The sequence below is a fragment of the Bradyrhizobium sp. HKCCYLS3077 genome, from assembly GCF_051167555.1.
In the GTDB taxonomy this organism is placed as follows: domain Bacteria; phylum Pseudomonadota; class Alphaproteobacteria; order Rhizobiales; family Xanthobacteraceae; genus Bradyrhizobium.
The window spans coordinates 199,670-213,351 of record NZ_JBNPTH010000008.1 but is presented as its reverse complement, the minus strand read 5'-3'; the positions used below and the strand labels follow the sequence as shown (position 1 = coordinate 213,351).

Annotated in this window: 13 protein-coding genes; 9 read left to right on the top strand and 4 right to left on the bottom strand. The window is 66.2% G+C overall.

All coding sequences use genetic code 11. The features are described from left to right. The first annotated feature begins 5 nt into the window (after positions 1-5). From ACQR0Z_RS29410 to ACQR0Z_RS29400, 3 genes are all read left to right on the top strand, one after another. The gene (locus ACQR0Z_RS29410; protein WP_434920936.1) at positions 6-2,045 is read left to right on the top strand and encodes a YgiQ family radical SAM protein; all 2,040 of its coding nucleotides are present in this window, start codon (positions 6-8) and stop codon (positions 2,043-2,045) included. 804 nt (positions 2,046-2,849) lie between these two features. Then, positions 2,850-3,245, top strand: coding sequence for a CopG family ribbon-helix-helix protein (locus tag ACQR0Z_RS29405; RefSeq protein WP_434920935.1), 396 nt, complete (start codon positions 2,850-2,852; stop codon positions 3,243-3,245). Continuing rightward, positions 3,242-3,472: a type II toxin-antitoxin system RelE/ParE family toxin gene (locus tag ACQR0Z_RS29400; protein WP_434920934.1), complete on the top strand. Its 231-nt coding sequence runs from the start codon at positions 3,242-3,244 to the stop codon at positions 3,470-3,472. Before ACQR0Z_RS29405 ends, ACQR0Z_RS29400 begins: the two co-directional genes overlap by 4 nt. Positions 3,473-3,732: 260 nt before the next feature. On the opposite strand, the gene ACQR0Z_RS29395 is transcribed toward ACQR0Z_RS29400, so the two are convergent. Further along, positions 3,733-4,167 (bottom strand): hypothetical protein, encoded by a 435-nt coding sequence (locus tag ACQR0Z_RS29395; protein WP_434920933.1) that lies wholly within the window; start codon positions 4,165-4,167, stop codon positions 3,733-3,735. Positions 4,168-4,482: 315 nt separating this feature from the next. Between ACQR0Z_RS29395 and ACQR0Z_RS29390 the strand changes: the two genes are divergently transcribed. From ACQR0Z_RS29390 to ACQR0Z_RS29380, 3 genes are read left to right on the top strand one after another with little or no spacing between them, the layout of a single operon-like run. Further along, complete coding sequence (locus ACQR0Z_RS29390; RefSeq protein WP_434880074.1) at positions 4,483-4,764, top strand: CopG family ribbon-helix-helix protein; 282 nt, start codon at positions 4,483-4,485, stop codon at positions 4,762-4,764. Between the two features lie 3 nt (positions 4,765-4,767). Beyond that, the gene (locus ACQR0Z_RS29385; protein ID WP_434880075.1) at positions 4,768-5,058 is read left to right on the top strand and encodes a type II toxin-antitoxin system RelE/ParE family toxin; all 291 of its coding nucleotides are present in this window, start codon (positions 4,768-4,770) and stop codon (positions 5,056-5,058) included. Positions 5,059-5,096: 38 nt separating this feature from the next. Continuing rightward, positions 5,097-5,246: a hypothetical protein gene (locus ACQR0Z_RS29380; protein WP_434920932.1), complete on the top strand. Its 150-nt coding sequence runs from the start codon at positions 5,097-5,099 to the stop codon at positions 5,244-5,246. Here ACQR0Z_RS29380 and ACQR0Z_RS29375 read toward each other — a convergent pair. Beyond that, positions 5,233-6,483 (bottom strand): NF038122 family metalloprotease, encoded by a 1,251-nt coding sequence (locus ACQR0Z_RS29375; protein ID WP_434880077.1) that lies wholly within the window; start codon positions 6,481-6,483, stop codon positions 5,233-5,235. The two genes, ACQR0Z_RS29380 and ACQR0Z_RS29375, sit on opposite strands and share 14 nt — an antisense overlap. 247 nt (positions 6,484-6,730) lie before the next feature. On the opposite strand from ACQR0Z_RS29375, the gene ACQR0Z_RS29370 reads away from it, so the two are divergent. Together ACQR0Z_RS29370 and ACQR0Z_RS29365 are read left to right on the top strand one after the other, a co-directional pair. Further along, the gene (locus tag ACQR0Z_RS29370) at positions 6,731-7,681 is read left to right on the top strand and encodes an aldo/keto reductase (protein ID WP_434920931.1); all 951 of its coding nucleotides are present in this window, start codon (positions 6,731-6,733) and stop codon (positions 7,679-7,681) included. A gap of 357 nt (positions 7,682-8,038) precedes the next feature. Beyond that, positions 8,039-9,133, top strand: coding sequence for a TAXI family TRAP transporter solute-binding subunit (locus ACQR0Z_RS29365; RefSeq protein WP_434861785.1), 1,095 nt, complete (start codon positions 8,039-8,041; stop codon positions 9,131-9,133). A 19-nt stretch (positions 9,134-9,152) separates the two neighbouring features. Here ACQR0Z_RS29365 and ACQR0Z_RS29360 read toward each other — a convergent pair whose 3' ends face one another. After that, positions 9,153-10,598, bottom strand: a complete 1,446-nt coding sequence (locus ACQR0Z_RS29360) for a sensor histidine kinase (protein ID WP_434920930.1) — start codon at positions 10,596-10,598, stop codon at positions 9,153-9,155. Positions 10,599-10,601: 3 nt separating this feature from the next. Continuing rightward, entirely contained in the window at positions 10,602-11,273 is a 672-nt protein-coding gene (locus tag ACQR0Z_RS29355; RefSeq protein WP_434861787.1) for a response regulator, read from the bottom strand. Positions 11,274-11,814: 541 nt separating this feature from the next. Here ACQR0Z_RS29355 and ACQR0Z_RS29350 point away from each other — a divergent pair. Then, entirely contained in the window at positions 11,815-13,356 is a 1,542-nt protein-coding gene (locus ACQR0Z_RS29350) for a glycosyltransferase family 39 protein (RefSeq protein ID WP_434920929.1), read from the top strand. Positions 13,357-13,682 lie beyond the last annotated feature (326 nt).

Here is a 13,682-nt window from a genome sequence, read left to right as displayed (position 1 = left end):
GGGCGATGAACATCGCCCTCACCACCCCGCCCCTGAGCGCTCCCTCCTTGAGTTCCTGGCCGCGCCACCGCGCCGACCTCAAGCCCGCGCCGTTCCTGCCGATGAGCCGGAAGGAAATGGACGCGCTCGGCTGGGACGTCTGCGACATCGTGCTGGTCACCGGCGACGCCTATGTCGACCACCCCTCCTTCGGCATGGCGATCATCGGCCGGCTGCTCGAGGCGCAGGGCTTTCGCGTCGGCATCATCTCCCAGCCCGACTGGCACTCGGCCGAGCCGTTCAAGGCGCTCGGCCGTCCCCGCGTGTTCTTCGGCGTCACCGGCGGCAACATGGATTCCATGGTCAACCGCTACACCGCCGACCGCCGCATCCGCAGCGACGACGCCTACACGCCGAACGGCGAGGGCGGCAAGCGCCCGGACCGCTGCACGCTGGTCTATGCGCAGCGCTGTCGCGAGGCGTTCAAGGACGTCCCCGTCGTGCTCGGTGGCATCGAGGCCTCGCTGCGCCGGATCGCGCATTACGACTACTGGTCCGACAAGGTGCGCCGCTCGGTGCTCGCCGACGCCAAGGCCGACATCCTGATCTACGGCAATGCCGAGCGCGCCGTGATCGAGGTCGCGCACCGCATCGCCGGCGGCGAAGCGCCCAGGGATATCCAGTCGGTCCGTGGCACCGCGCTGTTCCGGAAGGTCCCCGAGGGATACGTCGAACTGCACGCCGACGATCTCGATTCCGCCGACGAAGGCGCCGCGCGCGAGAAGGGCGACGTCGTCATCCGGCTGCCGTCCTGCGAGCAGGTCGAGGCCGACAAGGAAGCCTATGCCCGCGCCTCGCGCGTGCTCCATCGCGAGAGCAATCCCGGCAATGCGCGGCCGCTGGTGCAGCGCCATGGCGACCGCGACCTCTGGCTCAACCCGCCGCCGATCCCGCTGACCATGGCGGAGATGGACAGCGTCTACGACCTGCCCTACGCCCGCGCGCCGCATCCGTCCTATGGCGATGCCAAGATCCCGGCGTGGGACATGATCAAGTTCTCGGTCACGATCATGCGCGGCTGCTTCGGCGGCTGCACCTTCTGCTCGATCACCGAGCATGAGGGCCGCATCATCCAGAGCCGCTCGGAAGGCTCGATCCTGCAGGAAATCGAGCGTATCAGAGACAAGACGCCGGGCTTCACCGGCGTGATCTCCGACATCGGCGGCCCCACCGCCAACATGTACCGCATGGCGTGCAAGGACCCGAAGGTGGAGGCCGCCTGCCGCAGGCCAAGCTGCGTCTTTCCGGAGATCTGCCCGAACCTCAACACCTCGCATGACGATCTCATCCGTCTCTATCGCAAGGTGCGCGAGGTCCAGGGCGTCAAGCGCGTGATGGTCGCCTCCGGCGTGCGCTACGACCTCGCGGTCGAGAGCCCCGCCTACATCAAGGAGCTCGTCACGCATCATGTCGGCGGCTATCTGAAGATCGCGCCGGAGCATACCGAGCGCGGCCCGCTCGACAAGATGATGAAGCCGGGCATCGGCACCTATCACCGCTTCAAGCAGATGTTCGATGCCGCCGCTGCGCAGGCCGGCAAGAAGTACTATCTGATCCCGTATTTCATCGCGGCTCATCCCGGCACGTCCGACGAGGACATGATGAACCTCGCGCTGTGGCTGAAGAAGAACCGCTATCGCGCCGACCAGGTCCAGACCTTCCTGCCGTCGCCGATGGCCACGGCCACCGCGATGTACCACACCGGCGTCAATCCCTTGCGCGGCGTGCGCCATGGCGCCAGCGACAAGGTCGAGGCGATCAAGGGTCTCAAGCAGCGCCGGCTGCACAAGGCCTTCCTGCGCTATCACGACCCCGACAACTGGCCGGTGCTGCGCGACGCACTCCGCGCCATGGGCCGCGCCGATTTGATCGGCTCGCGTCCGGACCAGCTGGTGCCCGCGCATCAGCCGCCGGGCACGGGCAAGGCGGCCGTGACGCGGCGGCCGGTGAGGCCCGAGCAGCGGCCGCAGCGGTTCACGACCAAGGGCGTGAAGATCAGGAAGTAGTTGGTAGAGCGCGTACATAGAGCTTGGGCTCGGGCCCGCACGCGCCTCGTTCTCCGCTGTCGTCCCGGGCTTGACCCGGGACCCATAACCACCGGCAGTTTTGTTGGGCACGACTTGAGTCACTTGCCTGCCTCACACACCCGCCGGTGATTATGGGTCCCGGCTCAAGGCCGGGACGACACTGAGTTTGTGGTAGCGCCGTTCCAACTCACACGTGCGATGCGCATAGCTCGTGCACCTCCGCCGCCATCCAACTGCACGATTTTGCAAACAGCCCACCGCAGCCCCGCGGCGCATCCGCGCCCGGGTCATGCTGCCGACGTCGCCCTCGACAATGAGAGGGTGCGGGGAAGACCGGACCTCGACTGAGGTCCGTGGCCCGCCTGCGGAAAAAAATGCAGGCGGCAGGTACCACGGTTCAGCCGGACGACCCGGCCTTCCCCGCGCGGCTGGTTTTAACGGCTGCTTCGCGATCTCCCTGGGGACCGGGCTTGTTTGCCCCCATCACCGCCGAGACGCGTTTCCGCATCATCGACCGGCTTGACCTCAGCATCGGGAGGCCAGGACCACGCGACTTGACCGTACGCACCAGGCTCGCTCGCCGGCCCGCTTGCGCAAAGGCCCCAAGCCCGACACGTCCACCGCTCCCCGCTTGCTACGCTCCGTGACGATCGGCCGAAACGCCCCTCTTCATCGCGAACGGGATGGCCGAGAGCATCGACCTGATTTGCCCGACGACACAAGCCGGTGAGCGTGTGACAAACTGGCTCGACGGGCAGTTGGCGCATGAGAGGGATGCGGAGAGTGCCCGTCGGGCTGGGAATGGCGTTCTGTGAGCAGCTTCGCGGGCAATTGCGCAGCCCAATCACCCGTCATGTATTTGTTGGTCACAGACCGAAGGACTGCACGATGCCACCGACCACCTTGACCGTGCATGTCGATGCAAGCGTCAATGAGCGCCTCGAACGGTTGGCCAAACGCACGGGCCGAAGCCGAGACATCGTTGCGGCCGAGCTGATCAATAGCTCTCTCGATGTCTATGAGTGGCAGGTAGAGGGCATCCAGCAAGCCATCTCATCCCTGGATCGGGGCGAGGGCATTTCACATCACGAGGTCAAGGACTGGGTGGCCTCCTGGGGAACGCAAGCCGAGAAGCCGGCCCCTGGCAACACGACCAAGGCTGCCTCCAAAAGACCATGACCCCGATCTGGTCTCCTGAGGCGGTCGCCGATCTTGTCGCCTTGAGAGTCTTTATCGCGCAAGACGATCCGGCTGCGGCTCAGCGCGTCGCCCTCCATATCCTTCGAAACGTCGAGACACTGCTGGCCAATCGCCCGCAAATGGGACGGCCAGGGCGCGTTCATGGCACGCGTGAGCTCGTCATCCCGAAGACGCCCTTACATCGTGGCGTATCGACTCTCCGGTGATACGATCCAGGTGCTACGCATTCTTCACAGCGCGCGGCGTTGGCCCGAATCTCTTTGAGTCGCATGCCGCTCGCCGCTCCCGCCAGTTAGATGTCCGACGCGGCGGTTCGTATGAAGCTGGAGCCGACACAAGTGTCCGGGTCTTCGATGCTCGGGGGTGGCTCGGTGCAGACGAGTGCGAATGTCGGCAAGGCCGTCGTCAGTCAGCATAGGTTCAATCTCATACGTGCTTTTGCAAACGACAGAAGGCACGCACAAAGCTAGCAGCTCGAGTCCCCGCTGGCCCAGCGGTAGATCCTGCTGCTGAGCGGCCCCGCGCCCAGCGGATTGCTGACCTTGATGGTGACGCGTGAACCGGAGCCGGACTTTTCGATGCGCGCGGCGACGAAGTAGTTCATCCGGATCCCATAGCTGCCTGCGACCAGGCGGAACTCCGCAAAGCCGCGGTCGCGGTGCAACTCGCCTTCGGCTTCGATCTGTCCCCCGCCCGGGTTGGCCGGATTGCCAAAGACCCGGACCGGCGGATTACAGCTCTTGCCGGCCTCCATCAGGCGGCGGTAGATTTCCTCGTAGCTTTCGGAAAAGCTTCTGCTGTCGGCGACGTCGCGCGAGTTCAGGCCCTCCGGCGACGCCGCGCACCCACCGAGCATGGCCATGGCGGACGCCGTCAGCGCCGCCCGCAATGCGAACTTCATCCCCATCGATCCCCCCCAACGCCCACGATCGCCTCGCCCCAGAGGCACCATCATCATGATCCGGCCACGGAACAAATACGCGACAAGAGAGGACACGTGCAACACGCGATGCCACGCGAAGCGTCCGGGCAGCCGCTTTTTGCGACGTCTGAAGTCACGCGGCAAAAGCCAACCGGGATTCGGTACGCAGTTCAGCACTGTTACGGCTTTCCCCGTCGCCCCAGGCGATCGAATTCGCGCCGGCGGACGGCCTCCCTGCCCAGGTGAAATTCGCCGCACAGCCTGCTATACACACCATGTCTACGGAGAGCGCAGATGCCGACCGTCTCTTTTGAGTTCGAAGCCGCACCAGACATGGAAGACCGCTTGCAACGGCTTGCCGAGGCGCGCCGGCTTTCGCCGGATGCCCTGATGCGCGAGGCGATCGAGCAATATGTGGATCGCGAGGAACGCCAAGCGGGTTTTCGGCAGGACGCGGCGGCTGCATGGAACGATTATCAGGTCACGGGACAGCACGTCACGGGGGAGGAAGCCGATGCGTGGCTCGCATGCCTCGAGGCTGGTGAGGACACCGATCCGCCCACGCCCCACAGCTGACGGATGACAAAGGTCGTCTGGACGCCTGCAGCACTGCGCGACGTAAGACGCCTCCACGCATTCCTGGTTTCGAAGAGCCCCGCTGCGGCCCAGCGGGCGGCGCGCGCCATCCGCGCCGGAGCGGCAGCGCTCAGAGACCATCCGCAACTGGGTCGCCAAGTCAGAGAGATGCCGCCGGAATTTCGGGAGCGACACGTGCCGTTTGGAAACAGCGGTTACGTCATTCTCTACCGATACGACGGTCAGCAGGCAACGATCCTCGCCGTTCGGCACAGCCGCGAAGCCGGCTACTGAATGGGGACAACAGGCATTGCGTCCGTGAGGCTGGGACCGTGAAACCCTGGGCTCTGCATCTGCTCGCCGCCCTCGCCGTCTTCGGGCTGGCCGGTCTGGCTTATGCGACCGTCTCCTTCATGATCGATTTCGCCGCCTGCACCATCGTCGAGGAGCGGTCGATTCCGTCGCCGATCAGTTCGCGGTGATGTTGTGCAGATGCAGAGCCATCATCGCATCGTAGTGGGAGTTGCTGGCGTAGGGGTCGTGCAGCGCGGCCTCGTGCATCATGCCGTTGGCATGCGTCGTCGTGCCGGCATCGGTGCCATTGAGTGCAGCCGCATCGGCCTGGGCGTTGGCCAGCACCTGGGCGGCGCCGGCGGCATCGCCGAGCTTGGTGAGGCTCGCCGCCGTCTCGGCGGCGACGGCGGAGGCGATCGCGGCGGCCTGCGCCGGCGTCTGCAGCGGCGCGGCGACGCCGGCGGCGTGGGGAATCTGGGCGAGCAGCGCCGCAGTGTCCGGCGTCTTGATGTTGTAGCCGAGCGTCTCCAGCACCACGAGGTCGATCGGCGACAGCGTCTGCGACGTGGTCGGATTGTAGAACTCGTTGAGGGGATCGCGAGCGCCCTGGATGCCGGTGTTGAGGAAATCGGCCGGGTCCGACATCTGGCCGTAATCGGCGATCTTGGTGACGCCGCCGTCGAGCGAGAAATAGGCAGGCGGGCCGGACGCGATGTTGTTGTTGATCAGATTGTGGCCGGCCCTGGTGAAATCGAACAGGTCGAAGATGTCGAGATTGCCGGGCGACGGCACCCGGCCGAGCGCATGCGACAGCTCGTGCAGCGCGACGCCGACCAGCGACTGCGTCGGGATATCGGTGTTGAAGACGGCGAAGCCGTCTTCCGTGGTCGTATTATTGGGGTCGATCAGGCCGAGCACCTTGGCCTGCGCATTGGCGACGAACACCTGGGAATGACCCTGCACGGCCCGCGTGGTCGGCAGATTGTCGAACACGGTGTCGCCGGCCGCGGCGTGATCCTGCAGCTCGGTGCGGAGCTGCGTGTAGTTGGCGAGCACGCCGTTGCTGACATTGGCGCCGGCGCCGCCGCCGGTGCCGGCGAAGTCGATGGCCAGATTGATCGTGGCCTCGTCGGTGATTGCCGACGACAGGATCGCCGCCGCCTGCTCGACGCCGGCGCGAAAACTCTCGGGCGCGGCGGCTGCGGCGGCATCGAAGGTGAGGTTGAAGGTGAGCCCGCCGGTGTGCACCGAGACCGTCTCCGAGCCGTCGGCATGAACCACGGGATCGGAGACCGCGCCGGCCGGGAGCGTAAACGGTGTCGCGGCAGCCTGCGTGGGCGTCGTCGTCTTCGCCGCTGCCGCCGGATCTGACATCATCAGGGAATCGGAGCTCAATCCGAGCTGGTCATAGGTCAGCTTGTTCATCAGACGGACTCCTCAACCGTTGCCTCGGATCTCCAGCTGCGAGGCGCTCGCAGGCGGGGACCATCGTCGGCAAGTGCGAGAAAAGTCTGACGCTGACGGAACCTCTTCGGGGCAGCCGCGCCATGGTTTGGATGCAGGCGGGCCGCTCCGCCATGCTCCTGCCGCGCTGGTCACGCGCGACGAAAGCAGGCAAGCTGGCGCAGGCATTCGCCAGATTCAGCCATCCTCCTTCCATCGAGAGCTTCCCATGAAGATGCGCCCGCTCGGCCGCTCCGGCCTCAACGTTCCGCCCCTCTGCTTCGGCTGCAACGTGTTCGGATGGACCGTCGACGAGGCGGCGTCGTTCCGCCTGCTCGACAAGGTGCTCGAGTCCGGACTCACCTTCCTCGACACGGCCGACGTCTATTCGCGCTGGGTGCCCGGCCACACCGGCGGCGAGTCCGAGACCATCATCGGCAAATGGATGAAGCAGCGCGGCAATCGGGACAAGATCATCCTCGCCACCAAGGTCGGCATGGACATGGGCGACGGCAAGGTCGGTCTGAAGGCCGACTACATCGCCCGAGCCGTGGAAGACTCGTTGCGCCGGCTGCAGACCGAATTCATCGATCTCTATCAGTCGCACAAGGACGACGAGAGCACGCCTCAGGAGGAGACGCTCGCCGCCTACGACAGACTGATCAAGGCGGGCAAGGTGCGCGTCATCGGCGCCTCCAACTTCACGGCCGAGCGGCTGCAGGCGGCGCTCGACGTCGCCAAGGCCAACAACCTGCCGCGCTATGAGAGCCTGCAGCCGGACTACAGCCTCGCGGAGCGGTCGGTCTATGAAGGCGCGCTGCAGCGCGTGTGCGAGCAGAACGAGGTCGGCGTCATCACCTTCTTCTCGCTTGCCGCCGGCTTCCTCACCGGCAAGTACCGGTCGGAGGCGGATTTCGGCAAGAGCCCGCGCGGCCAGCGCGGCATTCCGAAATACATGAACGAGCGTGGCATGCGCATTCTCGCGGCGCTCGATGCCGTCGCTGCCGAGACGGGCGCGCAGCAGGCCTCAGTCGCGCTGGCCTGGCTGCTCGCCAAGCCCTCCGTCACCGCGCCGATCGCGAGCGCGACCAAGCCGGAGCATGTCGATACGCTGGTGGCGGCGACGCAGCTCACGCTGACAGCGGATCAAGTCGCCCGGCTCGACGCCGCCAGCATCTGAGCCTGCGGCACGCCGGTTCGCCATGATGTGGCGCCGACGCCGCGTCATTTCCACACGCTGCGCGGCGACATGCGATCTCGCACGCTTTGTAGTCGCAAGCCCGGCGCCATTGGTGCCGGGCTTTGCCCATGATCGCAACTGATACGGCCCGCCGCGATCGCAATTCCAGCCCAGGAAAGGAGCAGGCCGGGCCATTATGCGGCATATCGCGCGCTGCCACGTCGCGGACAAATTTAGGCCGGGATCGATCTGCACGGTTGAACACATAAGCTGAATGACGCGGGGAAACGTTCGGTGAGTTGTGTTGCGCGCGCCGTCGCCGGCGCATCGGTCTTTGTATTCGTCCTTTCATCTCTCGTGCTGCCGGTCAAAACCGCCTGGGCTCAGCAAGCCCAGCGCGCGGGCGCAGGCACGGTCGGCACGCTGCCGGAGCGCGAAGCGCTGAACTCCGGCACCGTCACCGTCATCACCGCGCCGATCGGCGGGCCGATGTCGGTGATGGGCTCCGACATGGCGGCGGTGCTCGACGAGGGCGAGAGCCTGCGGGTGCTGCCGATCCTCGGCAAGGGGTCGGCGCAGAACCTCATCGACATCATCATGTTGAAGAACATCGACATGGGCTTCGTCGCCACCGATGCGCTGGAATTCGTCAAGACGGAATACAACATTCCCGACATCGCCCAGCGCGTGCGCTACATCGCGCAGCTGTTCCACAACGACGTCCACATCGTCGCGCGGCGCGAGATCCGGTCGCTGGAGGATCTCAACGGCCGGCGCGTGTTCGCCGAACGCTCGATCGGCCTGCCGGCGGCGCGCACGATCTTCCGCCGCCTCGGCATCCGCGCCGACATCGATTTCCAGACCGACCCGACCGGAGGTTTGCAGAAGCTGATCGACGGCCAGGGCGATGCCTGGATCGCCTCGGTGTCCAAGGACGCGCCGATCATCAAGAGCATCAAGAACGAAGGCGGCCGGCTGCATCTCCTGACGATCCCCTACGACCGCGCGCTGCAGGACGTCTATCTGCCGTCGTCGTTCTCGTCGGAGGAGTATCCGAACCTGGTGCCGCCCGGCAGCAAGGTCGAGACGGTGGCCGCGTCCACGGTGCTGATGGTCTACAATTGGCCTGAGAACAGCGAGCGCTATCGCCGCACCGCGCGGTTCGTCGAGGCGCTGTTCGGCAAGATCGAGGTGCTGCAATCGCCGCCGCGACACCCGAAATGGCGCGACACCGTGCTGTCGGCGCCGGTGCAGGGACTGGTCCGCTTCAAGGCGGCGCAGGAATGGCTGGAGGGCGCCCGTGCCATGCAGTCGCCGGCGCCGGAGGGCAGCCCGGCGGAATTCCGCAAATTCATCGACGAGCGCAAGGCCCAGGCGCGGATGTCGACGGATGAGGCGGCAAAGCTGTACAGCGACTTCCTGAAATGGCAGCGCAGCCGCGAGGCGCGCTGAGCCGGCACACGTGACGCGCTCAGATCGATCGCGGCAGCGGGGCGGCGTGCCGGGCGATCGCCCGCTGTCCCGTGCGGCGCGTGGCCGCGGCATCATGCTGACGCGGCGCTGAAGGCGTAAAGCTGAGCTCGACCGTGGTGCCGCCCCCCGGCGTCTCGCGCAGCGCGACGCTGCCCTGATGCGTCACCATCACCTGCGACACGATCGAGAGCCCGAGCCCCATGCCCTCGCCGCGCGCCTGGCCGCGCTCGAACGGCTGCAGCAGGCGCTCCGGACGGTCCGCCGGCAGGCCGGGTCCGGAATCGATCACGCTGAGGCGCGCGGGCGCGTCGACCTCGACCAGAATGGGTCCACCCGTGCCGGCATGCGCGACGGCGTTCCTGATCAGGTTGGAGAGCGCGACCGCGATCGCGGGCTCCGAGCCCTGAATCCAGACCGGCGAATCGAGCCCGGAAAATTCGATCTCGAGGCCGGCCGTCAACGCCATCGGCACATGCTCGGCGGTGACCCGCCGCGCCAGCGCGACGAGATCGATCTGGCCGAGTTCGACCTCCTCCATCGAAATGCGCGCGAGCTGCAGCAGCATGGTGACGATCGACGACAGCTTCTGGTTCTCTGCGATGAGCTTCGCGCGCAGGGCCGGCTCGGGGATCGTCTCGAGCATGGTGCGCGCATTGGTCAGCGGCGTGCGCAGCTCATGGGCCGCGTTGGAGAGGAAGTTGCGCTGTGCCGCGGCGGCGTGATCGATGCGCGACAGCGCGCGGTTGAACGCCGTGACCAGCGGCAAGAGCTCGGCCGGCGCGTCGCGCTCGGGCAGCCTGCGGCCGTCGGGCACGCCGTCGATCAGCTCGGCGGCGCGCGCCACCGCCCGGACTGGGCGGGCGATCAGCGTCGGCACGAACAAGAGCGCCGCGGCCACCGTCGCGACCAGGACCAGGATGATCGGCAGCGCGACGATGGTGGCATCGGTGAGGGTGCCGAGCATCAGCTGCGTCGAGGTGTAGGCAACGCCGCCGGTCTCGATCCAGACCTCGCCGACCGGCGTATTGCGCACGGCGGTCATCCGCTTCAGGCGGCGCGTCTCGCCGTCGATCGCATAGGCCAGGAAGCTGGTGCGGTCCTGCGCAGTCGGATTCTTGTTCGGCCGCCATGGCGGGATCGAGCCGTAGCTGACCTCGCCGCTCTTGTCCGAGACGACGTACCAGAACGACGGGAAGTCCTGCATGATCTTGTCGAGGCGGGCCGTCTGCTTGACCTGGAGCTGGCCGCCGGCATCGCGCGCCACCGCCTCCTTCAACGCATCGGCGACGTCGGCGGCGCCCCAGGTGCCGTCATCGTCGCCGCCGAACCTGATCAGCAACGCGGCGGCGCAGATCAGCATGATGGTGCTGAGCGCGCCGATCAGCGTCGCCGAGAGCAGCGTGATCGAACGTCGGACACGTGAGAGCTTCTGCCAGTAGCACATCGCTCACTCGCCGCTCAGGAGATAGCCGAGGCCGCGCACGGGCCGGATCGTCGCCTTGCAGCTCGCCTCGCGCAGGCGGCGGCGCAGCCGCGAGACATGGGCCTCGATCGCATTCGACTGGATATCGTCCTCGAAACCATAGGCCGCGGATTCCAGCGTCTCGCGCAGCACCACCCGGCCGCTGCCGCGGACCAGCGCCTCGAGGATCGCGAGCTCGCGCCGCGGCACCACGATCGGCGCCTCGTCGACGCACACGGCGCGATTGACGATGTCGTAGCTGAGATTGGCGATCGAGACCATCGCGCCGCGGTCCAGGAAGAGCCGCCGCAGCACGGCGCGCGCGCGGGCCACCAGCTCGATCGGCTCGAACGGCTTGGTGACGTAGTCGTCGGCGCCTTCGTCGAGCGCGCGCGCGACGTCGGCGGGATCGTCCAGCGCGGTGAGCACGACCGTCGCCGGACGCGGCTTCTGCTGCCGCAAATCGCGCAGCAGCGCCAACCCGTCGCCATCGGGAAGACTGCGGTCGATCACCACCAGCTCGAAATTCCGCACGGCGAGGGCGGCACGCCCTTCGTCGAGCGTGGTCACCACGTCCGACGAGCCGAACGCCGTCGCGAGCGCATCCCGCAGCCAGAGCCCCAGCTGGGGATCATCCTCAACGACCAGAACGCGCACGCTCGTCTCCTGCAACATCGTTTCCGCGTGTTGCTATCATTACGAACGGATTACAATAGAATTACGTCGTCGGCGCTCTGGTACCTTCCGCACGAATGAATGGTAGAATTTCTCTATTCTGCCGGCCGGTTCGTTCATGTTCACTCACGCCATGCTGATACGTGCCACGTTCAAGAGCTCCATGCAGCCAGGTTGCGGCGCGACGAATTCCGCTGTGATTGTCGCCTCTCTTTACGGCGTCGTTTAGTTGCAGCCAGCGGATCGAGAGCCTCGCGCCGGATCGAGCTGCAGCGGCCGCGCGGGCAATCCTCCCACGTCTCGGCGGGCATCATTCCTGCGCCCCGCGACATCCTCGGTTAACGAGCGCGGCGCTTCTCGTCCGGAGCGGTTACCGTCGTATGACGTGACGGACATCCGTGCGGCGCCGGCCCCATCAGCACAACAGCGGAACGTCAGCTTGGCGTAATCGTCCGGGCGCAGACATCGGCCGCGCGACAACATCTGCTTCGCCTACGCCCCGCCCTCTTTCGTTCAATCCGACATGTTTCATGCATTTGCGTTTTCGGCTCTCGCCGACCGGTCCGCCGGCCATCCGGCGTCCTGGCGCCGTCCCTTTCTGCGCTGGCTCGACGGCATCGAGGCCGGCTGGGCCGTGCCGCTGCTGCTGGCCTGCTTCGTCATCGTCTGGACGATCTATCTGTGCATCGCCTATGCCGGCGCCGGGCTGCATCCCGACGTGCTGGAGACCTGGAGCTTCGGCCGGCAGTTCAGCTGGGGCAACGTCAAGCACCCGCCCCTGATGGGCTGGATCGCCGGAGCCTGGTCGAGCGTGTTTCCGGCCTCCGACGGATCATTCCACCTGATGGCGATGACCAATGCCGCGCTGGCGCTGTGGTGCGTCGACCTGGTGACGCGGCGCTTCGCCGCCGGCGACAAGCGGGTCATCGTCCTGCTGCTGCTGATGCTGACGCCGGCCTATCAGTTTCACGCACAGCGCTTCAACGCCAACTCGGTGCAGCTCGCGACCTGGCCGCTGGCGACCTACTGCTTCCTGCGCGCCTTCGAAACGCGGACGCTGCCCTGGGCGGCCGCAGCCGGTCTCACCGCCGCGCTCACGGTGCTCGGAAAGTACTATTCGGTCTTCCTGTTGGCGAGCTTCGCGCTCGCCGCCGCGGCGCATCCGCAACGCCGCGCCTACTTCACATCGGCCTCGCCCTGGATTTCGACCGTCGTGGGCCTCGCTGCGCTGTCGATGCATCTCGACTGGTTGATGGCCCATGATGCCATGCCCATCCAGCATGCGCTGGCGCATGCGAGGTCCGACCTCGCGACGTCGCTGCGGGATGCGCTTTTCTTCGTGCTGGGCCTGCTGGCGGCGATGGCGGTTGCGGCCGTGACCTGGATCGTCGTCGCCGGCCCGAGGATCCGCCGCTTCGCAGCCGAGATGTCCGGGCTGAACGACGGTCTGCGGCTGCTGGCCTACATCGCCATCGGCACGGTCTGCCTGCCCGTCGCCAACGCGCTGATCATGGGCACCGACCTGCCCTCGCTGTGGGCGCTTCAGGGACTGTTCCTGTTCGTGGTGGTCGCCGTATGCGGCGCGAGCTATCCGGTCGAGCGCTTCCACACGGTCAACATGACGGTGCTCACGGCGGCCATCGCGGTTGCAGCCGCCCTCGTCGGGGCACCGCTGCACGCGCTCTACCGCAACACGCACGGCTATGAGGAAGGGCGCACGTACTACCAAGAGGTCGCGAACGAGGCGACACGGCAGTGGCGAGAATGGACAGGGCGGCCGCTCGCCCGGGTCGACGGCACGGAAAGTCTTGCGCTCGCGACGGCCTTTTACAGCCCTGACCACCCGGTTTACGGCAGCGGCGCAGCGGATCAGGCCGGACATTCAAACGACGATTACGGCAGGGTTTCGCTGTGCTTCCAGGATCAGCCTGATTGCATCGCGGCCGCGGAGGACGCGGCCGCTCGCTCGGGTTCCTTCATCAAGCGCGAGTTCGTCGTGCAATCTCGGCTACTCGGATGGCTCGGATGTACACGGGGGGTGGTGGCGTTGCTGGTCACGCGCTGAAGCTGGGAGCAGTGCCGAGGTGATGAGTGATCGCCGCGTGCCGGGCAGGACAACAGGCAGGCGATCGGATGGAGCATGGTCCATCATTGCAGGCCGTCCGGATGTGTGGGGCTGGTACACAATCCGAACGGCCTGCCGACTGGACCTTTGACGTTCGAAGCCATGCGGTGCCAGCTCATGATGAACGATACCGCGGGTGGCAATGAGCCGACCTGATCGGACGATTCAAATTCCGCGGCAGCAGTCCATGTCCTTGCAATCGAATGCAGCATCGCGATGACGAGGGATTGCTCGCCTTCACACGCGGTCGATAGCGTCGATACTCC